Annotated in this window: 22 protein-coding genes; 7 read left to right on the plus strand and 15 right to left on the minus strand. The window is 65.1% G+C overall.

The features are described from left to right. Window positions 1-18 precede the first annotated feature (18 nt). The 3 genes from queD to ACTJK6_RS02135 form a co-directional block, all read right to left on the minus strand. Complete coding sequence (gene queD, locus ACTJK6_RS02125; protein ID WP_232042772.1) at window positions 19-495, minus strand: 6-carboxytetrahydropterin synthase QueD; 477 nt, start codon at window positions 493-495, stop codon at window positions 19-21. A 77-nt stretch (window positions 496-572) separates the two neighbouring features. Further along, the gene (gene queE / locus ACTJK6_RS02130) at window positions 573-1,211 is read right to left on the minus strand and encodes a 7-carboxy-7-deazaguanine synthase (RefSeq protein ID WP_232042771.1); all 639 of its coding nucleotides are present in this window, start codon (window positions 1,209-1,211) and stop codon (window positions 573-575) included. 246 nt (window positions 1,212-1,457) lie between these two features. Further along, window positions 1,458-2,675, minus strand: a complete 1,218-nt coding sequence (locus ACTJK6_RS02135; RefSeq protein WP_343617942.1) for an MFS transporter — start codon at window positions 2,673-2,675, stop codon at window positions 1,458-1,460. Between the two features lie 148 nt (window positions 2,676-2,823). Here ACTJK6_RS02135 and ACTJK6_RS02140 point away from each other — a divergent pair, with 148 nt between their 5' ends. The 4 genes from ACTJK6_RS02140 (at window position 2,824) to ACTJK6_RS02155 (ending at window position 6,610) form a co-directional block, all read left to right on the plus strand. Continuing rightward, complete coding sequence (locus ACTJK6_RS02140; protein WP_433867290.1) at window positions 2,824-3,768, plus strand: LysR substrate-binding domain-containing protein; 945 nt, start codon at window positions 2,824-2,826, stop codon at window positions 3,766-3,768. A 65-nt stretch (window positions 3,769-3,833) separates the two neighbouring features. Further along, a complete protein-coding gene (locus tag ACTJK6_RS02145) occupies window positions 3,834-4,535 on the plus strand; it encodes a 2-hydroxychromene-2-carboxylate isomerase (protein ID WP_440838235.1) in 702 nt (233 codons plus the stop codon). Window positions 4,536-4,538: 3 nt separating this feature from the next. Continuing rightward, a complete protein-coding gene (locus tag ACTJK6_RS02150) occupies window positions 4,539-5,366 on the plus strand; it encodes an isocitrate lyase/PEP mutase family protein (protein WP_440838236.1) in 828 nt (275 codons plus the stop codon). A 29-nt stretch (window positions 5,367-5,395) separates the two neighbouring features. After that, a complete protein-coding gene (locus ACTJK6_RS02155) occupies window positions 5,396-6,610 on the plus strand; it encodes an MFS transporter (RefSeq protein ID WP_232042766.1) in 1,215 nt (404 codons plus the stop codon). On the opposite strand, the gene ACTJK6_RS02160 is transcribed toward ACTJK6_RS02155, so the two are convergent. Further along, a complete protein-coding gene (locus ACTJK6_RS02160; RefSeq protein WP_232042765.1) occupies window positions 6,603-7,514 on the minus strand; it encodes a LysR family transcriptional regulator in 912 nt (303 codons plus the stop codon). The genes ACTJK6_RS02155 and ACTJK6_RS02160 overlap by 8 nt on opposite strands. A gap of 109 nt (window positions 7,515-7,623) precedes the next feature. Between ACTJK6_RS02160 and ACTJK6_RS02165 the strand changes: the two genes are divergently transcribed. Together ACTJK6_RS02165 and ACTJK6_RS02170 are read left to right on the plus strand one after the other, a co-directional pair. Beyond that, window positions 7,624-8,505, plus strand: a complete 882-nt coding sequence (locus tag ACTJK6_RS02165; RefSeq protein WP_440818562.1) for an MBL fold metallo-hydrolase — start codon at window positions 7,624-7,626, stop codon at window positions 8,503-8,505. A 25-nt stretch (window positions 8,506-8,530) separates the two neighbouring features. Further along, complete coding sequence (locus tag ACTJK6_RS02170) at window positions 8,531-9,226, plus strand: DsbA family protein (RefSeq protein ID WP_440838237.1); 696 nt, start codon at window positions 8,531-8,533, stop codon at window positions 9,224-9,226. Between the two features lie 11 nt (window positions 9,227-9,237). Here ACTJK6_RS02170 and thpR read toward each other — a convergent pair whose 3' ends face one another. The 3 genes from thpR to pcaH all read right to left on the minus strand — a co-directional run bounded on the left by thpR (window position 9,238) and on the right by pcaH (window position 11,412). Then, on the minus strand, window positions 9,238-9,906 hold the full coding sequence (gene thpR, locus ACTJK6_RS02175; RefSeq protein WP_440838238.1) for an RNA 2',3'-cyclic phosphodiesterase: 669 nt from the start codon (window positions 9,904-9,906) through the stop codon (window positions 9,238-9,240). Between the two features lie 61 nt (window positions 9,907-9,967). Continuing rightward, entirely contained in the window at window positions 9,968-10,663 is a 696-nt protein-coding gene (gene pcaG / locus ACTJK6_RS02180) for a protocatechuate 3,4-dioxygenase subunit alpha (RefSeq protein WP_232042761.1), read from the minus strand. Next, entirely contained in the window at window positions 10,663-11,412 is a 750-nt protein-coding gene (gene pcaH / locus ACTJK6_RS02185) for a protocatechuate 3,4-dioxygenase subunit beta (RefSeq protein WP_009238204.1), read from the minus strand. The genes pcaG and pcaH overlap by 1 nt, the downstream gene beginning before the upstream one ends. Before the next feature lie 93 nt (window positions 11,413-11,505). Here pcaH and pcaQ point away from each other — a divergent pair, with 93 nt between their 5' ends. Beyond that, complete coding sequence (gene pcaQ / locus ACTJK6_RS02190; RefSeq protein ID WP_440838239.1) at window positions 11,506-12,450, plus strand: pca operon transcription factor PcaQ; 945 nt, start codon at window positions 11,506-11,508, stop codon at window positions 12,448-12,450. Between the two features lie 64 nt (window positions 12,451-12,514). Here pcaQ and ACTJK6_RS02195 read toward each other — a convergent pair whose 3' ends face one another. The 8 genes from ACTJK6_RS02195 to ACTJK6_RS02230 form a co-directional block, all read right to left on the minus strand. Continuing rightward, window positions 12,515-13,903 carry an L-cystine transporter gene (locus ACTJK6_RS02195; RefSeq protein WP_440838240.1) on the minus strand — a complete coding sequence of 463 codons (1,389 nt, stop codon included), beginning with the start codon at window positions 13,901-13,903 and terminating at the stop codon, window positions 12,515-12,517. A 301-nt stretch (window positions 13,904-14,204) separates the two neighbouring features. Then, window positions 14,205-15,260 carry a porin gene (locus ACTJK6_RS02200; protein WP_232042758.1) on the minus strand — a complete coding sequence of 352 codons (1,056 nt, stop codon included), beginning with the start codon at window positions 15,258-15,260 and terminating at the stop codon, window positions 14,205-14,207. Window positions 15,261-15,308: 48 nt separating this feature from the next. After that, complete coding sequence (locus ACTJK6_RS02205; protein WP_440838241.1) at window positions 15,309-15,653, minus strand: L-rhamnose mutarotase; 345 nt, start codon at window positions 15,651-15,653, stop codon at window positions 15,309-15,311. 7 nt (window positions 15,654-15,660) lie between these two features. Then, entirely contained in the window at window positions 15,661-16,437 is a 777-nt protein-coding gene (locus ACTJK6_RS02210; RefSeq protein WP_260802522.1) for an SDR family oxidoreductase, read from the minus strand. Between the two features lie 3 nt (window positions 16,438-16,440). Further along, window positions 16,441-17,322 (minus strand): amidohydrolase family protein, encoded by an 882-nt coding sequence (locus ACTJK6_RS02215; RefSeq protein ID WP_440838768.1) that lies wholly within the window; start codon window positions 17,320-17,322, stop codon window positions 16,441-16,443. Window positions 17,323-17,341: 19 nt separating this feature from the next. Continuing rightward, window positions 17,342-18,619: an L-fuconate dehydratase gene (locus tag ACTJK6_RS02220; RefSeq protein WP_440838242.1), complete on the minus strand. Its 1,278-nt coding sequence runs from the start codon at window positions 18,617-18,619 to the stop codon at window positions 17,342-17,344. A gap of 35 nt (window positions 18,620-18,654) precedes the next feature. After that, window positions 18,655-19,515, minus strand: coding sequence for a fumarylacetoacetate hydrolase family protein (locus tag ACTJK6_RS02225; RefSeq protein ID WP_440838243.1), 861 nt, complete (start codon window positions 19,513-19,515; stop codon window positions 18,655-18,657). 37 nt (window positions 19,516-19,552) lie between these two features. After that, entirely contained in the window at window positions 19,553-20,302 is a 750-nt protein-coding gene (locus tag ACTJK6_RS02230; protein ID WP_414560610.1) for an SDR family oxidoreductase, read from the minus strand. Window positions 20,303-20,399 lie beyond the last annotated feature (97 nt).

Here is a 20,399-nt window from a genome sequence, read left to right on the forward strand (position 1 = left end):
CGATCCGGTGTTATCGAATCAATCCTGCTCGTGCGGGCGCGCGAGCTTCACGTCGGCCCAGCAGTTCGGGGTTTCGTACAGCACCAGCTTGGACAGACGCAGATGGTGCCCAAACGTGTTGCGAAACACTGGCTCGAGAATGTCGAACGCAATCTGCGCGAGGTTCTCGACGGTGGGCACGTCATTCAGCACGACGGTCTTGTGACCGCCTTCCATATCGTTCAGGAATTCAACAAGCTTGGTATCGCCGCGATAGACGAGGAAGGCGTGATCCCAGAGGTCGACGAGGTGCTTGTTGGCGAGCTGCTTGACGTCGCCGAAGTCGAGAATCATGCCGTCGTCGGCAGCCTTGTCGTTGTGCAGGACAACGCCTTCGAGCGTGAGTTCGAGCTGATAGCGATGGCCGTGCAGGTTGCGGCACTGGCCAGCATGGCCAGGGATGCGGTGGCCGGCATCAAATTCGAGCCGGCGCGTGATGGAAACGGTCTTGGTCATGGAGCAAGGTGGCGGCAGCGGGCGCCGCGAAACGGCTGGAACCGGCAGAAAACCGGGGACAAAGTGCTGCGCCCGCCTTAGCGGATGCCCAGCATCTTATGGGTTTGCAGCGACAGGCGCCAGCGCGGCCGGCGCTGGCACAGCGCAACGGCTGCCGCCGTATTCTGCCGGGCAAGCGGGCCGTCCATGGCCTGCAGGAAGAAATGCTGGAAATCCAGCCGTTCGTATGCGTCGAGATTCTGCCCGTCTTGCGGGATCACCACCTTCAGCTCGTCGCCACGCGTGACGACGAGTTCGGAGCCCATCTTGGGGCTCACGCACACCCAGTCGATGCCTTCCGGCACGGCGATGGTGCCGTTGGTTTCGATGGCGATTTCGAAGCTGCGTGCGTGCAACGCGTCGATCAGCGGCGTGTCGAGTTGCAGCAGCGGCTCGCCGCCGGTGCAGATGACGAGCGGTTTGCCGCCCGTGGCGTCGGCCGGCCATTCGGCTGCAACGGTATCGGCAAGTGCGTCGGCGGTGGGGTATTTGCCGCCTTGCGTGCCGTCCGTGCCGACGAAGTCGGTGTCACAGAACTGGCAGACGGCGGTGGCGCGATCGGCTTCGCGCCCACTCCAGAGATTGCAGCCGGCAAAGCGGCAGAAGACGGCTGCGCGGCCGGTGTTGGCACCCTCGCCTTGCAGCGTGTAGAAAATTTCCTTGACGGCGTAAGTCATGTCTGAACGGTGGCATTCACAGGAGAACGGCGCAAAAGCGACGTAATTCCCGCGCAAACCGTACCAGTGCCCACTAGTGATTAACCAGATATTGTTTCATAAATCGGGCCATCGCGTCGCGCTACCCGCAGAAGGACGCCAACGTCACAAAGGAAAATGCGCCCTCTGGGGTCAGCCATGCCGCAAAAATGAAGGCGGCGCCGGCCGCCGCCAGCGCCCATGCCGTCCATCGCGTCAGGCGCGCCTTCATGCCGGTTGCGCCACCGGCGTGCGCGCAAGTTGGCGATCGTCGATCGGCCAGTGCAGCAGCGCAGCCACCACGCCGAGCACCATCGCGCCAAACCAGATCGCATCGTAGGAATGCAGGTGGTCGTACACCACGCCGCCCAGCCAAACGCCCAGGAACGCGCCGATCTGGTGGCCGAGGAACACGAAGCCGAACAGCGTGCCGATGTAGCGCACGCCAAACACCTGCGACAGCAGCCCGTTCGTCAGCGGTACCGTGCCGAGCCACAGCAGGCCCATCACGATGGCAAACGCATACAACGTTGCCGGCGACAGCGGCAGCAGGATGAACAGCGCAATCGCCGCCGTGCGAATCAGGTACAGCAACGACAGCAGATACTTGCGCCGGAACAGCCCGCCCAACGCACCGCAGTAATACGTGCCGACGATGTTGGCGGCGGCAATCAGCGCCAGGGCGATCATGCCGTGCCGGCCGGTGAGCCCCTTGTCGAGCAGATACGCCGGCATGTGCGCACCGATAAAGGCGAGCTGGAATCCGCACGTCAGGAACCCAAGATTCAGCAGCCAGAAACCGCGGTGGGCAAAGGCCTCGCGGATGGCCGCGCCCATGCTTTGATGCGCCTCCTGCGCGGCGGCAGTCGATGCCTTTTCGCGCAGCGGCGTGGCCAGCGGCACGAACATCGCCATGATCACCGCCATGACGACCAACGCCGTCACCCAGCCCACCGTGCTCAGCAAACCCTGTGCGGTCGGCACCATCACGAACTGGCCGACTCCGCCCACGGCGCCCGCCACGCCCAGCGCCCAGCTACGCCGCTCGGGCGGCGTCAATCGGCTGATTGCGCCATACACGACGCCGAACGACGTGCCTGACAGCCCCAGCCCGATCAGCCCGCCGGCCGAGAGCGTGAAGCCCAGCGGCGTGCCCGCATGTGCCATCAGCAGCAAACCAAGCGCGTAGACGACGATGCCGGCAACCACCACCTTGGCCGCCCCGTAGCGGTCTGCCAGCATGCCTGCAAAAGGCTGTGCCGCGCCCCAGATGAGGTTTTGCAACGCGATCGCCAGGCCAAAGGTTTCGCGTGTCCAGCCATGGTCCATCGTGACGGGCACGAGGAAGAGACCTTGCACGTGCCGAATGCCCAACGCCACGCCGATCACCGCCCCGCCGGCCAAGACCGGCAACCAAGGCGATTGCGTAAGAGATTTCGAGGTCATGAGCGTTTTTCTCCGATGTGACTGACATTCCTGCTTTGCAAGCGTGCCGAATGCGTATTTGGCTGGAATGTCGTCCGATGGCTTATTAAACTTCGCCCTATCCGGCTTCTCAACTGATCTTTGAGAACGCCTTGCATGAGGAAAACGCATGTCGACTCCCCTGGTTCGGTTGGCCTCCCTGGACTTGTTGCGCGGCTTCGTCGCGGTAGGCCGGCGCATGAGTATCACGCTCGCCGCCGATGATCTGTGTCTGACGCAATCGGCCGTGAGCCGGCAGGTGTCTGCGCTGGAGGACGCGCTGGGTGTGAAGCTGCTGGTGCGCGGGCACCGCTCGATCGCGTTCACGCCCGAAGGTGAACGCCTGTTCCGTAGCGCCGACAGTGCCGTGCAGCAGTTGCAGGACGCCATCGGCGCCATTCGCGTGGCGGCCGAACGGCGGCCGGTGACGATCACCGCCAGCATCGGCGTGACCGGCCTGTGGCTGCTGCCGCGCCTGGCGCGCTTCCAGCTGCAATACCCCGACATCGACGTGCGCGTGGCCACCAACAACCGGCTCGTCGACCTGAAGAACGAAGGGATCGAGCTTGCCATCCGGTATTGCCCACCGACCGATGCACCGCCCGGCGCAATCCGGCTGTTTGGGGAGACCGTTGCGCCGGTCGCGCATCCGTCGCTGGGGCTGCGCTCGCTGGATTCCGCCGAGGCGCTTGCGGGCCTGACGCTGCTCGACTTTGACGACCGCGACCTGCGCCGCCCCTGGCTGCAGTGGACAGACTGGCTGGCCGCCGCCGGCTGGAGCCACGCCAAGCCGCGCACCGTGCTGCGCTTCAACCAGCACGACCAGATCATCCATGCAGCGGTGGCCGGCCAGGGCATCGCGCTCGGGCGTCTGGAGTTGATCGCGCCGCTGCTGGCCGACGGCCGTCTGGTCACCGTACCGACCATCGCCCCCGGCGTGCGTAACACGCATGCGTACTGGCTGATCCAGTCCGAGCCGAACCCGCGCCGCGACGTGCGCGATGTGGCCGCCTGGATCTGTTCAGAAGCGGCCACCCAGGCCACGCATGCGTCTGGCGCATCCGAACTTGCATGAAAGGCGTTTGAACGCACACCGCGCCCCACGTGTAATGCGGCCAACGACATCACGCTGGAGGCCGCATGGACGCCCTCGCCCGACCGCAGACCGCAGCACCCGAGCCCGCCGCTTACAACGCCACATGGGAAGCGCTCGTCCCCGCGCCCGCCGTCGAGTTCTGGTTCGACTTCGCGAGCAATTACAGCTATCTGAGCGTGATGCGCATCGAGGCCGCTGCGGCACAACTCGGCGTGCGCGTGGTGTGGAAACCGTTCCTGCTGGGGCCGATCTTCCAGTCGCTCGGCTGGGCGAGTTCGCCGTTCGTGCTGCAGCAGGCCAAAGGCCATTACGTCTGGCAGGACATGGCGCGCGAATGCACCAAGCACGGTTTGCCGTGGACGCAGCCGAGCACGTTTCCGCGCGCCTCCGTCCTGCCGCTGCGCGTTGCGGTGCTCGGTGCAGACACGCCGTGGATCGGCGCCTTCTGCCAGCGGATCATGCTGCGCAATTTCGCGCAGGACCGCGACATCCATACGCCCGACGCAGTGGCCGAAGAACTGACGGCACTCGGATTGCCGGCCGACGCCATCCTCGCCCAGGCCCAGTCCGACGCCAGCAAGCCCCACCTGCGCGAGCAAACGCACGCCGCGCAGATTCGTGGCATCTTTGGCGCTCCCATGTTCTTTGTCGGCGACGCGATGTTCTGGGGCAATGACCGCCTGGACGATGCGCTCGCCTGTGCCGCAGCATTGCAGTCCAACCCTTATCCACTTCACACCGGATAGCCCATGCCGACCCAGATCGAAAAAGCTCACGCCTTCCGCACGCTGCACGAGCGCAGCGGCACCTTCGTGATCCCCAACCCGTGGGACCCGGGCTCGGCCCGGCTGCTGGCATCGCTCGGCTTCGAAGCGTTGACCAGCACCAGCGCGGGCTTCGCGTTCTCGCGCGGGCTGCCCGACTATGGCGTCGGCCGCGACACCATCCTCGCGCATGTGGCGGACCTCGCTGCCGCCACGGACGTACCGATGGCTGCCGACCTGGAGAACGGCTTTGGCGATACGCCGGAAACCGTGGCTGAGACGATCCGCCTGGCAGGCGCCACCGGCATCGTCGGCGGCTCGATTGAAGACGCCACGGGCCGCGCAGATGCGCCCATCTATTCGCTGGAAGCTTCGGTTGAACGCATTCGCGCCGCGGTGGAGGCCGCGCGCTCGCTGCCGTTTCCGTTCACGCTCACCGCGCGCGCCGAGAACCACCTGCACGGCCGCGACGATCTGGCCGATACGATCCGCCGCCTGCAGGCCTTCCAGGACGCCGGCGCCGACGTGCTCTACGCCCCAGGCCTGAAAACGCGCGACGAGATCGCCACCGTCCTGCGCGAGATCGATCGCCCGCTCAATGTGCTGATGGGCTTTGCCGACGGCAACCTGAGCGTGGCCAAGTTGACCGAACTGGGCGTCAAGCGCATCAGCGTGGGCGCCACGCTGGCGCGCGTGGCCATGGGCGCGTTCCAGCGTGCAGCGGAAGAACTGCGCACCGCCGGCACGTTCAACTTTGCACGCGATGCCGCCAGCGGGGCCAAGCTCAACAGCCTCTTTGCGCCGTTCGCCTGACGCGCGCGACCAAGCCAAAGCAACTCGCCATGACATCCTCCCCAACCGATGTAAAGCCGCCCGGCGGCCTGCGCCAGATTCCCACCGGCATCTGGGTGCTGGGCTGCGTCAGCCTGCTGATGGACATCGCCTCCGAGATGATCCACAGCTTGCTGCCGCTGTTCATGGTGTCAGTGCTGGGAGCAAGTGCCTTGTCGGTCGGCCTGATCGAGGGGCTGGGCGAATCGACTGCGCTCATCGTCAAGATTTTCTCCGGCACGCTGAGCGACTACCTTGGCAAGCGCAAGGGCCTGGCGGCGTTCGGCTATGCGCTGGGCGCGCTGTCCAAGCCGCTGTTCGCCATGGCGCCCACGGCCGGCGTTGTGCTGACGGCGCGCCTGGTGGACCGCCTCGGCAAAGGCATCCGCGGTGCACCGCGCGATGCGCTGGTCGCCGACATTGCCCCGCCTGCGCTGCGCGGCGCGGCCTTCGGGCTACGGCAGGCGCTCGATACCGTGGGCGCATTTCTGGGGCCGCTTCTGGCCGTCGGGCTGATGCTGCTGTGGGCCGATGATTTTCGCGCCGTGTTCTGGGTGGCCGTGGTGCCGGCACTGTTGTCCGTAGCGCTGCTGATGTTTGGCCTGCGCGAGCCCGAGACCCACGACGGCGCGCGCCGCACCAACCCCATCCGCCGCGACAACCTCCAGCGGCTGAACGGCGCGTACTGGTGGGTGGTGATGATCGGCGCAGTCTTCACACTTGCACGTTTTTCCGAGGCCTTTCTGGTCCTGCGTGCACAGCAAGGCGGCATTCCCGTGGCACTGGTGCCCCTGGTCATGGTGGCGATGAACGTCGTCTATGCGCTGGCCGCGTATCCGTTCGGCAAGCTCTCAGACCGCATGAGCCATACGAAGCTGCTGGCGCTCGGGCTGGTGGTGCTGATTGCCGCGGATGTGGTGCTTGGCCTGTCTGCCCACTGGAGCGTGGTGATCGCGGGCGTGGCGTTGTGGGGCGTGCATATGGGCATCACGCAGGGCTTGCTGGCAACCATGATCGCCGATACCGCACCGGCCGACTTGCGCGGCACCGCTTACGGCATGTTCAACCTGGTAAGCGGGCTGGCCATGTTGGGCGCCAGCGTTCTGGCCGGGCTGCTGTGGGACAAGCTGGGCGCAGCCGCAACGTTCCACGCGGGTGCGGTGTTCTGTGTGCTGGCGTTGGGGCTGCTGGCGATACGCGGGAAATCTTCCGGGCCGATCACTTGACTCCCATGACGTTCGGCTGCGCCTTGAACCAGTCCACCAGAAAATCCAGCATGGCCCGCAGCGCCGCCGGCATCTGCCTGCGCGAGCTGTACACGCCGTGAATGCCCAGCGCCTGCGGCACGTGGTCGGGCAGCAGGCGCACGAGTTGCCCGCTTGCGATCAGCGGCGCGGCAGCAAACACCGGCTGCAGCGCAATGCCTGCGCCCTCCCGCGCCGCTGTCAATAACACCATCGACTCATTCGCACTCAGATTGCCGCCCACCGGCACGTCCGACGGGGCACCCGTCTTCGCATCCGTGAACTTCCACAGGCTTTTGCCAAAGTACGAATACGTCAGGCAGTTGTGAATAGCCAGATCCTCCACGCGGCGCGGTGTGCCATGCGCGGCCAGGTACGACGGCGCCGCAACAACGACGGACTCACACGTGCCCAGCGGCCGCGCAATCAGGTTCGGGTCGAGGTCATTGGTAATGCGCACGGCCAGGTCGATGCGCTCCTCCACGAGGTTGATGGTGCGGTTGTCGACCACCAGATCGACCGCCGTTTGCGGATAGCGCCGCAGGTAGGCCGTCACCGCCACGCTCAACGTCTGCTGCGCCAGGGACTGCGCGCAGGCAATGCGCAGCAGACCGCGCGGCGTATCGGCTTCGAGACCATCCGCCACGGCCATCTGTGACGCGATTTCCAGCATCTGGCGGCAGCGCGCGAGCGTCACTTCACCGGCCGGTGTCAGGCCGATGCGGCGCGTGGTCCGGTGCAGCAGGCGCGCCCCGGACCACGCCTCCATCTCTGCCAGATAACGCGTGACCATCGCGCGCGACATGTCGAGCCCTTCAGCGGCGGCACTCAGGCTGCCGCGCTCGACAATCGCCACGAACACTTCGGCTGACGTGATGCGATCCATATTTGATCGATTGGCAAAACAAATATGCGCATATTAGGCGGTTTTTCGATCGGATCAAGCAACCTACAGTAGCGGCATCGTACTCACCACATCCAACTGGAGAAACCCGATGTCCCTGCTCCGCGCCCTGCTTGCCGCAGCCCTTGTCAGCGTCGGCGTTGTTTCCCACGCTGCCGCACCGGCGCCGTTGCACCTCGAGGTCTACAACCCCGGCGACAAGGGCGTCTTCCCGGTGTCGTCGGAAATCATCACCGGCGCGCACGAGGCGGTCCTGGTCGACGCGCAATTCCAGCGCAGCGACGCGCAAGCGCTCGTGCAGAAACTCAAGGCCAGCGGCAAGACGCTCACTACGGTCTATATCAGCCAGAGCGATCCGGATTATTACTTCGGGCTGGATGTCATACGCGCGGCATTCCCGAAAGCAAAGATCGTCGCCACGCCGCAGACCGTGGCGGCCATCAAGACATCAATGAACGGCAAGCTCGCCTACTGGGGTCCGATCCTGAAGGACAATGCGCCCAAGACGCTCGTGCTGCCCGACGTGCTGCACGCCGACCACCTCACGCTGGAAGGCCGCACCATCGAGATCAAGGGGCTGAACGGCCCGGACGCGGCACGCACCTATCTGTGGATTCCGTCCATCAAGACCGTGGCCGGCGGCGTGGTCGTCAACAGCGGTGACCACGTTTGGGTAGCCGACACGCAAACGCGCGAATCCCGCCTGGGCTGGTTGCAGACGCTGGACAACATCACGGCGCTCAAGCCGACGACGGTGGTGCCGGGCCACTTCACCGGGGCGATGCCCAAGGGGCTGGAGGCGGTCCGCTTTACAGCCGATTACCTCAAGACATTCGAGGTGCAGGCCGCCAAGGCCAACAACTCGGCGGAGCTGATCAAGGCAATGAAGGCCGCGTACCCGACGCTGGCCGGCGACGCATCGCTGGAGTTGAGCGCCAAGGTCATCAAGGGCGAAATGAAGTGGCCGCAGTAAGCTGGCCAATCACCGGGGAAACAACATGACGACGTTGCATTACATCTACGACCCGCTGTGCGGCTGGTGCTACGGCGCCGCACCGCTGGTGGAAGCGGCGCGCACGGTGCCGGGCCTGACGATCGCCTTCCACGGCGGCGGCATGCTTGCTGGCACGAACCGCCGCGCGGTGACGCCCCAGTGGCGCGACTACGTAATGCCGCACGACCACCGCATTGCAGAATTGACCGGCCAGCCCTTTGGCGAGGCCTACTTTGAAGGCCTGTTGCGCGACACCACTGCCACGATGGATTCGGAGCCACCCATCACCGCAGTACTTGCTGCGCAAGCGCTGGGCGGCCGCGGGCTCGACATGATCCATCGCGTCCAACGCGCGCATTACGAAGAAGGCCGGCGCATTGCAGATGTGCCCGTACTGCGCGAGCTGGCAGCGGAGATCGGCCTGTCGCCCGATGCCTTCGATGCGGAATATGCGCGACAAACCGGTGCGCTCACGCAGCAGCACATCACGCAAAGCCGGCAGTGGCTCGATCGTGTGGGCGGTCAGGGGTTTCCGACATTTGCGCTGGAGGATGCCGATGGCCAACTCGGCATCATCGACATGGGCCCGTGGCTTGGCAATCCGGAGCACTGGGCACAGGCGCTGACCCAGCACATCGGCGCGCCCGCCCCGGCCAGCGAAGCCGACGGCTCCGTCTGCGGGCCGGACGGCTGCGCGTAACGAGGTGGCGCTCAGCTTTTGAGCGGCCAGCGGGCAAGTTCGTCGTAACGCGTCTTGCCCAGCCAGCTATGGATGAGAACGAACTCGCGCACCCTCCACGTGATGGGTTCGATTGCCTTCGGCGCAAAGCCTCCGCGGTCATACAGCAGCGTGATGTGCGGTTTGAACGTCCCGTGCGGCACGGGCACGGCGGCATGTTGGAGCGCCTCGCCCAGCGCCGCCTGAAACGCCGTCAAACCGACCACACCTTCATCGCCCAAGAGAACAAACGGCCGGTGATCACGTCGGCCATGAAAGCTCACCACTTGGTTGAACGTGGCATCGAATGCCGGCAAGGCCAGGCTGTCCGCCGCTGCGCGCACGCGCGCCACGATATCGTCAGGCGGCAGATGAACGAAATCGCCCAGATGATGCAGCGTGACATGCAGGCGCTCCGTACGCAGCGCCTTGCCTTTGAAACCCACTACGGGCCGCAATTGTTCGATCAGGCGCGCTATGCGCCCTGCGGTCTCGGCGTCGGGCTTGACCGCCAGAAACAAGCGATGCGCGGGCAACTGCGGGGTGGCTTCGAATCCGGGAAGAGTGAGCTGGGTCACGGCAGGGTCGTCAAACGCCGGGCTGGCGATCCACCCATTATCGACGCCCGCATGACGTCCCGCTGAAAGTCCTGTTGCCCGCATCAAAAACAACGCCCGGCAGTGTGAACCTGCCGGGCGTCGTCTTTTGGATGTGATGCGACGATCAGATATCGAAGAACACCGTCTCCGCGCCGCCATCCGGCGTGTCTTGCAAGCGCACGTCAAAGGTGTAGACCACCTCGCCGTTACGCTCGCTGCGCTGGGCAATCAGCGTCTTGCGGCGCACTTCCCACTCGATGCCGTTCAGCACCGGGTCCGTGCCGTTGGCCGCGACCTCGTCGCTGAAGTACACGCGTGTGTGCAGGCCGAGGTTGATGCCGCGCGCAAACAGGATCATGCAGATGTGCGGTGCCTGCGTGGTACCACTGCGGCCCGCCACAGCGCCCGGCTTGATGGTGTCGAAGCGATAGACGCCCGTATCGAAATCCGCTCCCGCGCGGCCCCAGCCACGGAATGCCGGGTCGACAGGCTTGTCTTGCCGATCAGCGGGATGCGCATATTTGCCATCGGCGTTGGCCTGCCAGATCTCGATCAGCACATCGCGCACGAGCGAGCCGGAGCCATCGTAGACACGCCCTTCCAGCGCGATGCGTTCGCCGCGCGTGGCGGGTGTCGTCAGCGTGCTGCCGAATTCCTTGTCGTAGATGTCAAAGCCGGCCTGGCGCGGCGCAAGGCCGATGTGCACGTACGGGCCGCCCGTCTGGGAGGCGGTTTCGTTGAAATGCGCGAATGGCGGCGTTGTCGTCATGGCCGTTGCCTGGGCACGCTCGAGCGATTCGCGCAGTGTGGTCGTGGTCATCACTTGGCTCCTTGCAGGGCGGGCACGGCGTTTTCGAAATGCGTGGCACGGCGGCCGCGCAGCGTGATGTCGAAGCGGTAGCAGCGGCTGTCGAGCGGCACGTGGTTCGCCGTGTCGTGCAGCGCGATCAGACCGCGCACCTGCTCTTCGCTCGGGATGGTCTTGATGATCGGACACTGCGCGATCATCGGATCGCCCTCGAAGTACATCTGCGTGATGAGGCGCTGGGCCCAGCCATCGCCCGAGAGCGAGTAATGGATGTGCGACGGGCGCCAGTCGTTGATGCGATTGCGCCATGGATATGGGCCCGGCTTGATGGTGCGATAGACGTAGTAGCCGTTGGCATCCGTGAGCATGCGGCCGCAGCCGCCAAAGTTCGGGTCGATCGGCGCGATGTACTGGTCTTTCTTGTGGCGGTAGCGGCCGCCGGCGTTGGCCTGCCACACCTCCACCAGCGCGTTCGGCACCGGGCGGCCGAACTCGTCGCGCACGTAGCCGTGGACGATGATGCGCTCGCCGATCGGCAGGCCTTCCTTGGCGTAGTTGAGGATCAGGTCGTTGTCGAGCGCGCCCAGGTCGTCGGCGCGGAACACCGGTGCGGTGGTTTCCGACAGCGTATTCAGGGTGGAGATGAGCGCATTGCGCGGCGAGCGCAGCACGCTGGTCTTGTAGCCGGGGGTCAGTGCGGGCGGATGCTGCGCGGTGTCGCGCTGGGCGAATTCGCCGGTGCCGGAAAGCGGCAGGGTCATGGGGCGTCTCCTGTTGAAATCGTGCAGAGACTGTATCGCCGACAAAAAGTGAAGTAAATTGACTTCTTATCGAAAAATCGATAACTCCAAGTTATGGAAAACGTCTTTTCGGCCGACTTGCCGTCCCGCATCCGGTTTCGCCATCTGAGCTGCTTTGTCGCCATCGCGCAGGAACGCAACCTGCGGCGCGCCGCCGAGCGGTTGCATCTGAGCCAGCCGGCGGTGTCGAAAACGCTCGGTGAGCTGGAGGCGTTGGCCGGCGTGCAGCTCGTCGAGCGTGGCCGGCAAGGCGCACGGCTCACTGCGGCCGGTGAGCAATTCCTGCGGCATGCGGTGGGCGTAACGCAGGCGCTCGAATCAGCCACCGCCGCGCTGATGGGATCGACGGACGCATCCGCGCCGGTCGTGCAGGTGGGCGCGCTGCCCACGGTGGCCAGCAGCCTGCTGCCCCAGGCGATTGCCCATTTGCACGCGCAGCGCCCACATGCCGGCGTGCGGTTGCGCACTGGCACCAATGTCGAGTTGCTGACCGCCCTCAAGGCCGGCGAACTCGATTTCATCGTCGGGCGCATGGCCGAGCCCGACCGCATGCAGGGGCTGTCGTTCGAGTTGCTGTATGCAGAGCCGCTGGCGCTGATCGTGCGGCCCGGGCATCCGCTGCTGACACAGCCCGGCGCGTCAGCCTCGTTGCAGGCTGTGCTGGATTACCCGCTGGTGATCGCCACGCCGGGCACGGTGCCGCGCCATCATACCGAAGCGCTGTTCCAGACGCACGGGCTGCGCTTGCCGGCGGGCGTGACGGAAACGCTTTCGGTGTCCGTCGCACGGTTGCTGGCGTGCCGATCCGATGCGGTGTGGATCACCCCTGAGCGCGCGGCGGGCGACGACCTGGCGCATGGTCAACTCGCCCGTCTGGACATCGTCACGTCGGGCACCAAGGAGCCCGTCGGCCTGCTGCGCAGAAGCGCCGCGACGCCCAGCGAACTGGCCAGCGCGTTCATGGAACTGCTGACCGAGCTGGCGCAGACGCCCGGCTGAGCCGCCCTGCGCTCAAAAAAAAATGCCGACCCCATGGCCGGCATTTTTTATTTCGACGCGCAGATCAGCGGTGTGCCATCTCCACGTCATCGGCAGCATCGAAGACACTGCGATCGGTCTGCCCCAGCAACTGGCTGGTGATCGTCCCAGCGGTCATCGAGCCGTTGACGTTGAGCGCGGTACGGCCCATGTCGATCAGCGGTTCGATGGAGATCAGCAGTGCGACGAGCGTCACCGGCAAGCCCATCGCCGGCAGCACGATCAACGCTGCAAACGTGGCGCCGCCGCCCACACCCGCCACGCCGACCGAGCTGAGCGTGACCACCGCCACGAGCGTTGCAATCCACACAGGATCGAACGGGTTGATGCCCACGGTGGGCGCCACCATCACTGCCAGCATGGCGGGATACAGGCCTGCGCAGCCGTTCTGGCCAATCGTCGTGCCAAACGATGCGGCGAAGCTGGCGATCGACTCCGGCACGCCGATGCGCCGCGTCTGCGCCTCGATGCTCAGCGGAATGGTGGCGGCACTCGATCGGCTCGTGAACGCGAACGACAGCGCCGGCCAGACCTTGCGGAAGAAGCGAAGCGGATTGATGCCGTTGAGCATGAGCAGCACGGCATGCACGCCAAACATGATCGCCAGGCCAAGGTAAGAGGCCACCACGAAACCGCCAAGCTTGATGATGTCCTGCACGTTGGACACGGCCACCACGTTGGTCATGAGCGCCAGCACACCGTAAGGGGTCAGGCGGATGACGAGCCGCACGAGCTTCATCACCCAGGCCTGCGCGGTGTCGATGGCGGTCAGCACGCGCTGGCCCTTCACCGCATCATCCTTGAGCAGGTTCAACGCCGCCACGCCCAGGAACGCGGCAAAGATCACCACGCCGATGATGGATGTCGGCTTGGCGCCGGTCAGCTCGGCAAACGGGTTCTTCGGAATGAAGGACTGCACCAGCTGCGGCACAGACAGGTCGGCCACCTTGCCGACATAGTTGTCCTGGATGGCGGTCAGCCGTGCGGTTTCCTGCGCGCCTTGCACCAGCCCCTGCGCCGTCAGGCCAAACAGATGGGTGACGAACACCCCGACCAGGGCGGAGATCAGCGTCGTGAGCAGCAGCGTGCCGATTGTCAGCACGCTGATCTTGCCCAGCGACGCCGTGCTGTTGAGCTTGGCCACCGAGTTCAGCACCGACACCAGCACCAGCGGCATGACGATCATCTGCAGCAGTTGGATATAGCCACCGCCAACGATGCTGAACCAGGAGATCGACGGCTTGAGCGTCGCGCTGTCGTCGCCATAGATCAGGTGCAGCGCCAGCCCGAACACGATGCCCAGCACCATGCCCAGCAGCACACGTTTGGCCAGACTCCAGTTCGCGTTCACGCGACCCAGAGCGATCAGCAGGACGACGAAAGTCGCGATATTGAGTAAGAGCGGGAGATTCATGGCGTTTGTGTCGCAAGCTGCGATCGAAATCGAGCCGGCATCTTACGCCAGTCGCACAAAGGTTGCCCGAGCACGGACCGCCTCGCCCATGCGCGCTGACTCCCCGCGGAGCCTGCACTGGCTTGGCTTTGTGGTCGGCTTGTTTCCGTGCGCGGTGACGAGGAATGCGCCTGCGCCAGTGCTCGCGCCGCCGCATCTCCCCGCACGCGAGTGGCTTCCCCAGAAGAAAAAAAGCCCGCACAAGTGCGGGCCGACAAGGAGCCGAGCGATCAGGAGGTCACGCTCAGTCAGAAGCCAGAAGTCAGAACGAATGGACGATACCGGTGTAAGCACCCAGCTGGTTCTTGCCCGGGGCCGGGTTGTTGTTGGTCGCCTCCACCGAGAAGTTGGCGGTGGCGCTGTTCTGCACGGTACCGACGCTCGCGTACAGCATCGTGCGCTTGGACAGGTTGTAATTCGCGCCGGCCATGAAGAGGTTGGCGTTGCCGCCGCCATGGTTCACGTTGACACGGTAGGCCGCGCCGATCAGCGTCAGCGCCGGCGTGACTTCGTAGTTGATGCCCAGCCAGTAGTGGTTGGCCTTGGTCGGGGCGCCCGCCGCGGCATCCGGCGCCGACAGGTTTTCATACGCCGCAAACAGCTTGGCCTTGCCGATGGTGTACGTACCGCCGATCGTCGCTTCCTTCGAGAAGTTGAAGATGTCGCTGAACTTGCCGTTGCCATCCCGGATCACGTCGTAGATCGCGCGCACTTCCAGCGGGCCCGTCTTGTAGACGGCCGATACGCCATCGCGGCGGCTGTTGGTGAAGGAGCCGGGTTGTTCGCCCAGGCCGGTCTGCAGGCCGATCTGGAAGCCGCCCCAGGTCGGGCTCTGGTATTCGACGACGTTGTTGGCGCCCGGCCAGTTGCGCCCGCGCACCAGCGTGGCCGAGCCGATGAACTGCTGGCCGGTCGGGTCGAGGAACCAGACGTCGTTGCTGATGAAGAGGTTCTTGCCGGCCGTCAACGTGCCCCAGGTCGGGCTCGACAGGCCGACGTACGAACGGCGGTTGAAGAGCGCGTCGCCGTTGGTCCGGCCCTGGGCCGCACCAAAACCGGACTCGAGCCGGAAGAGTGCCTGCAGGCCACCGCCGAGATCCTCCTTGCCCATGAACCCGAACATGCTGGTCCCCCACTGGTTGTCGGCGGCGCGCCAGAGGCTGCCGCCCGGCGAGGTCGCGGTGGGGGCGACGTTGTTCTGGTAGTCGATGCCGCTGGCGACGCGGCCGTACAGCGTGACGTTGGTTTGTGCATGCGCGGCGCCAGCGGCCGCGCACACGATTGCCGCGCACAGCGGGCCAGTTACTCGTTTTTTCATTGTCATCTCCTCTCTCTGGTGTCATGCCGGCCACGGCCGGAATTGCTTCTACTGCGGTTGCTGTTGCAAATCGAAGATTCGGCGCATCGGTGTCCACTTCTGCCCGGCGGGCGTCCATGGGGTGGGCGCCTGAAACTGCCACATCAACGCTTCCCATTCCCGGATCTTCGGGTCCGTGTCGGTGGCAAGCGCCATGCGCTCGGCGTCGTAGATGGCGTCGTCGGTCTCCATGAGCATCACCATGCGGGTGCCAAGGCGATAGATCTCCATGCCGGTCACGCCATGCACGCGCAGGTGCCGCGCAACTTCGGGCCAGATGCGTTGATGGTGGGCTTCGTACGTGGCGATGAGCGCCGCGTCGTCTTTCAGATCCAGAGCGAGGCAGTAGCGCATGGCAGCCTCACGTCAACGCACGGTCGAGGTGCGTGTAGCCACCGTCGACAAACACCCACTGGCCCGTCGTGTGCGAGGCCTGTGCAGAGAGCAGGAAGACCGTGGTGCTCGCAATCTCGTCGGCGGTGGTCATGCGTTGGCCGAGCGGGATCTTCGATGTAATCGCTGCGAGCTTGGCATCGGGGTTGTCGAACGTGGCGATCCAGCGTTCATACAGCGGCGTGAGCACCTCCGCCGGAATGACCGCATTGACGCGCACACCATCCGGCGCCAGCGATGCCGCCCATTCCCGCGTGAGCGACAGCTGTGCACCCTTCGCGGCGGTGTACCCGCTCGTATTGCCTTGCCCCGTCAGCGCCGTTTTCGACGAGATATTGACGATGGCCCCTCGGCTCGCTTTCAGGTGTGGCACACACAGATGTGCCATGACGTAGTAATGGATGAGGTTCTTTTCGAGCGACCGAACGAAGGCGTCCCGGCCGGCGTCCAATCCCACGCTGTCGTTGATGCCGGCATTGTTGACAAGGCCATCGATGTGCCCGAACTCGCGCACGGTTTCTTCCACCATGCCGCGGCAATCGACCTCATCTTCCAGGTCGAACTGGAAGAAGCGGGCTTTCGGCTGCCGACGCATCAGCTCGGCTTCAAACGCCGGGGCCATCGGGCTCTTGCCACAGACGACGGGAATCGCCCCTTCGGCCGCCAGTTGCAGCGAGATGGCCGCGCCAATGCCGGCCGCGCCGCCCGTGACGATGATGACTTTGTCTTGCAGATGCAAATCCATGGTTCAAGCCTTGAGTTGCAGGTTGTAGCAGCGGGTGGCGTTGCCACCCCAGAGATCGACGCGTTCCGTGGCGCTGAGCCGCTCTTCGGCCCAGACGTGCAGCACGTCGTACACCGTGCCGTACGACGCCGCGAGCTGGCACACAGGCCAATCCGACCCAAACATCACGCGGGTGGGGCCGAACACGTCCAGTGCCACGTCAAGGCATTCACGCGCGTGCTGAACGTCGCGCACGGTCACACCCTTTCGCCAATCGGCTTCGGTCAGCAAGCCGGAAAGCTTGCAGGCGACGTGCGGCATGTCCTTGAGCGGTGCCAGCGCGGCCCGCCAGCGCGCCAGGGCCTGTGCGTCACGCTCGAACGCTTCAAGCGGCGGCTTGCCCAAGTGATCCAACACCAGCCAGTGATGATCGTGCCGGCCGCAGAAATCCACGGCGGGCGCGAGTTGGTGGCCAAACACCAGCACGTCGTACGTATAGCCCCAGAGCTGCAGCAGCGCGACGCCGTGTTCGAATGCGGGGTCCGACAAGAACGCCGCGACGTCCGGTTCGTCCTGCACGGTGTGCCGGAAGCCGACGAGCTTGTGCTCACCGCTCCTTGCCTCGAGGCGCGACTCAAGATCGGTGGCATGCAAGTCTTCCCAACCGACCACGCCGACAATCCAGTCATGCGCAGCGGCAAGGTCGAGCAGGAAATCCGTTTCCTCACGCACGCCGCGCGCCTGCACGGCAATCGCCGCGTCCAGGCGTTGCGCGCGCAGTTGGGGCAGCAGGTCGGCAGGCAGATGGTCTCTGGCCAGGGCTTCCATGCCGGGGCCGATCCAGGAATACGCCTCGGGTTGATAGCGCCAGAAATGCTGGTGCGCGTCGATTCGGGGCACGGGCAGCGCGGGGTCCGTCATCGCATCAGCCCCGGAAGCGGTACTGCTCAAGCGATGCCGGTTTCATCGTGATGGAGAAACCCGGTGCCTGCGGCGGCAGATAGGCGGCGTTGCGCACCACACAAGGGTCGACAAAGTGCTCGTGCAGATGGTCGACGTACTCGACGACGCGGCCCTCGCGCGTGCCCGACACGCAGATGTAGTCGATCATCGACAGATGCTGCACGTACTCGCACAGGCCCACGCCGCCGGCATGCGGGCACACCGGCAGGCCGTACTTGGCGGCCAGCAGCAACACAGCCAGGATTTCGTTCACGCCGCCCAGGCGACACGCGTCGATCTGCACAACGTCAATCGCGCCGCGCATGATGAACTGCTTGAAGAGAATGCGGTTCTGGCACATCTCGCCGGTGGCGACCTTGACGGGGGCAACGGCTTCGCGCACCTTGCGGTGCCCTTCCACATCGTCCGGGCTGGTCGGCTCTTCAATGAACCACGGCTTGGCGAAACCGAGTTCGCGCACCCAGTCGATGGCTTCCTTGACCTCCCAGACCTGGTTGGCATCGATCATCAGTTCGCGGTCCGGCCCAAGCACTTCGCGGGCGATGGAGACGCGGCGAATGTCGTCCTTCAGATCGCGCCCGACCTTGAGCTTGACGTGGCGGAAGCCGCTGTCGACGGCATCGCGGCAGAGGCGGCGCAGCTTGTCGTCGTCATAGCCGAGCCAGCCGGCGGACGTGGTGTAGCACGGGTAGCCTTCCCGCTCCAGCGTGCGGATCCGCTCGGCCTTGCCCGGCGCCTGCTTGCGCAGCAGGTCCAGTGCTTCTTCGGGCGTGATGCCGTCGGTGATGTAGCGGAAATCGATGCAGCGCACGAGTTCTTCCGGCGTGAGATCGGCCACCAGGCGCCACAGCGGCTTGCCTTCGGCCTTGGCCCACAGATCCCACGCCGCATTGACGACCGCGCCGGTGGCCAGGTGGATGGCGCCCTTGTCCGGGCCGATCCAGCGCAACTGGCTGTCGGACGTGACATGACGCCAGAAGCGGCCCATGTCTTCACGAATCCAGTCGAGATCCAACCCTTCCACCAGATGGCGCATCGCCGTGATGGCCGCGCAGCAGACCTCGTTGCCGCGCCCGATGGTGAAGGTCAGGCCGTGGCCTTCCAGGCCCGGCTGGTCAGTCTCCAGGATCACGTAGGCCGCGGAGTAGTCCGGGTCCGGGTTCATCGCGTCGGAGCCGTCGAGATGCTGCGAGGTCGGAAAGCGCACGTCCAGCACGCGCAGGGATCGGATGATGGTCATGAGTATCGTGTTCGGGATTGCGGAATGCCGGCCCTTCAGCCTTGTGCGTCCACCGTGCGCTGGCGCTGCTCGCCCAGGCCCTCGATGCCCAGGCGCATGGTCTGGCCCGCGCGCAGATAGACCGGCGGCTTCTGCCCCAGCCCCACGCCCGGCGGCGTGCCGGTGGAAATCACATCGCCCGGCTGCAGGCTCATGAAGCGGCTCAGGTAGCTGACGAGATGCGCCACGCCAAACACCATGGTCGACGTCGATCCATTCTGGTAACGATGCCCATCCACCTCCAGCCACAGATGCAGCGCCTGCGGATTGGGCACATCGTCGGCGGTGACGAGCCACGGGCCGATGGGGCCGAAGGTGTCGCAGCCCTTGCCCTTGTCCCACGTGCCGCCGCACTCGAGCTGGTATTCGCGCTCCGACACATCGTTGATGACGCAGTAGCCGGCCACATGCGCGAGCGCATCGGCCTCGCTGATGTAGCGGCCGCCCTTGCCGATCACCACGCCAAGCTCGACTTCCCAATCGGTCTTGACCGAGCCGCGCGGGATTTCAACGTCGTCGTTGGGGCCGCAGATGGCGCTGGTCCATTTGCCGAAGACGACCGGCTCGGCCGGCACTTCGGCTCCTGTCTCGGCAGCGTGATCGGAGTAGTTCAGGCCGATGCAGATGAACTTGCCGACGTTGCCCACGCAGGCGCCCAGGCGCAGGCCCGCTTGCGGCGTGCCATCGACGATGGGCAGGCGGCTGATGTCGAGCGTGCGCAGTCGAGCGAGGCTCTCGGGCAGCAGCGCAGCGCCGGCAATGTCGTCAATCACGCCGGACAGGTCGCGCACTTGACCTTGCGCATCGAGCAGGCCGGGCTTTTCCTGGCCCTTGGGGCCGTAGCGGAGGAGTTTCATCGTGTTGTCGTTGTGAACTGCAATCAATCAAGCCAAATCAGTTGGACCAGCCGCCGTCGATCACGCAGCAAGTGCCGGTCGTGAAACGGGACTCATCCGAAGCCAGGTACGTGGCCAGCGCGGCGATCTCGTCTGCCGTGCCGACACGGCCCATCGGTTGGCGTGCAACGAAGGCCGCACGGATGGTGTCGATTGGCACGTTCTGTTCCTGCGCCTGCGCCGCAATGCGCTGCTCAAGCGACGGAGACTCCACCGTGCCCGGGCAGATGGCGTTGCAGCGGATGCCCCGCGCCACAAAGTCAGCGGCAATCGCCTTGGTCATGCCGATGACGGCGGCCTTGGTCGTGCCATACACGAAGCGGTTCGGCACGCCCTTCACGCTGGACGCGGCGGACGCCATGTTGATGATCGACGCCCCGCCGTTGTCGAGCATCTTCGGCAGCAGCGCACGCGTCAGGCGGTACATCGACGTCACGTTGAGCTGCCAAGAGAACGCCCAGTCGTCTTCCGAACATTCGAGGATGCTGCCGGCGTGCACGAAGCCCGCGCAGTTGAACAGCGCATCGAAGGCGGCTTCTTCGCGTGCCAGGACGGCAACGGCGTTGGCGTCCGTCACGTCCAGGCGCAAGGTGCGAATGCCGGCAGTCTCTGCCAGCGTGGCCAGCGCCTGTGCGTTGATGTCGGTGGCGAGCACCTGCGCGCCTTCTTTTGCAAACATCATCGCGCTGGCCCGGCCAATACCCTGCCCAGCCGCCGTCACGAGGATGCGTTTTCCTTGGAGTCTCATTGCGTCTGCGTTCCGGCGCGGGCCACGTTGGCGATGGCCCATTCCGGCAATGGAGTTAAAACACTGCGCCGTTCAGGAAAGGGATTCAGCCGGCATG

The sequence above is a fragment of the Ralstonia sp. 22086 genome (assembly GCF_052045975.1).
In the GTDB taxonomy this organism is placed as follows: Bacteria; Pseudomonadota; Gammaproteobacteria; order Burkholderiales; family Burkholderiaceae; genus Ralstonia; species Ralstonia wenshanensis.

Coding starts and splice junctions, on each gene's coding strand:
- queD (WP_232042772.1), bottom strand. CDS start 495: ATGACCAAGACCGTTTCCATCACGCGCCGGCTCGAATTTGATGCCGGC.
- queE (WP_232042771.1), bottom strand. CDS start 1,211: ATGACTTACGCCGTCAAGGAAATTTTCTACACGCTGCAAGGCGAGGGT.
- ACTJK6_RS02135 (WP_343617942.1), bottom strand. CDS start 2,675: ATGACCTCGAAATCTCTTACGCAATCGCCTTGGTTGCCGGTCTTGGCC.
- ACTJK6_RS02140 (WP_433867290.1), top strand. CDS start 2,824: ATGTCGACTCCCCTGGTTCGGTTGGCCTCCCTGGACTTGTTGCGCGGC.
- ACTJK6_RS02145 (WP_440838235.1), top strand. CDS start 3,834: ATGGACGCCCTCGCCCGACCGCAGACCGCAGCACCCGAGCCCGCCGCT.
- ACTJK6_RS02150 (WP_440838236.1), top strand. CDS start 4,539: ATGCCGACCCAGATCGAAAAAGCTCACGCCTTCCGCACGCTGCACGAG.
- ACTJK6_RS02155 (WP_232042766.1), top strand. CDS start 5,396: ATGACATCCTCCCCAACCGATGTAAAGCCGCCCGGCGGCCTGCGCCAG.
- ACTJK6_RS02160 (WP_232042765.1), bottom strand. CDS start 7,514: ATGGATCGCATCACGTCAGCCGAAGTGTTCGTGGCGATTGTCGAGCGC.
- ACTJK6_RS02165 (WP_440818562.1), top strand. CDS start 7,624: ATGTCCCTGCTCCGCGCCCTGCTTGCCGCAGCCCTTGTCAGCGTCGGC.
- ACTJK6_RS02170 (WP_440838237.1), top strand. CDS start 8,531: ATGACGACGTTGCATTACATCTACGACCCGCTGTGCGGCTGGTGCTAC.
- thpR (WP_440838238.1), bottom strand. CDS start 9,906: ATGCGGGCAACAGGACTTTCAGCGGGACGTCATGCGGGCGTCGATAAT.
- pcaG (WP_232042761.1), bottom strand. CDS start 10,663: ATGACCACGACCACACTGCGCGAATCGCTCGAGCGTGCCCAGGCAACG.
- pcaH (WP_009238204.1), bottom strand. CDS start 11,412: ATGACCCTGCCGCTTTCCGGCACCGGCGAATTCGCCCAGCGCGACACC.
- pcaQ (WP_440838239.1), top strand. CDS start 11,506: ATGGAAAACGTCTTTTCGGCCGACTTGCCGTCCCGCATCCGGTTTCGC.
- ACTJK6_RS02195 (WP_440838240.1), bottom strand. CDS start 13,903: ATGAATCTCCCGCTCTTACTCAATATCGCGACTTTCGTCGTCCTGCTG.
- ACTJK6_RS02200 (WP_232042758.1), bottom strand. CDS start 15,260: ATGAAAAAACGAGTAACTGGCCCGCTGTGCGCGGCAATCGTGTGCGCG.
- ACTJK6_RS02205 (WP_440838241.1), bottom strand. CDS start 15,653: ATGCGCTACTGCCTCGCTCTGGATCTGAAAGACGACGCGGCGCTCATC.
- ACTJK6_RS02210 (WP_260802522.1), bottom strand. CDS start 16,437: ATGGATTTGCATCTGCAAGACAAAGTCATCATCGTCACGGGCGGCGCG.
- ACTJK6_RS02220 (WP_440838242.1), bottom strand. CDS start 18,619: ATGACCATCATCCGATCCCTGCGCGTGCTGGACGTGCGCTTTCCGACC.
- ACTJK6_RS02225 (WP_440838243.1), bottom strand. CDS start 19,515: ATGAAACTCCTCCGCTACGGCCCCAAGGGCCAGGAAAAGCCCGGCCTG.
- ACTJK6_RS02230 (WP_414560610.1), bottom strand. CDS start 20,302: ATGAGACTCCAAGGAAAACGCATCCTCGTGACGGCGGCTGGGCAGGGT.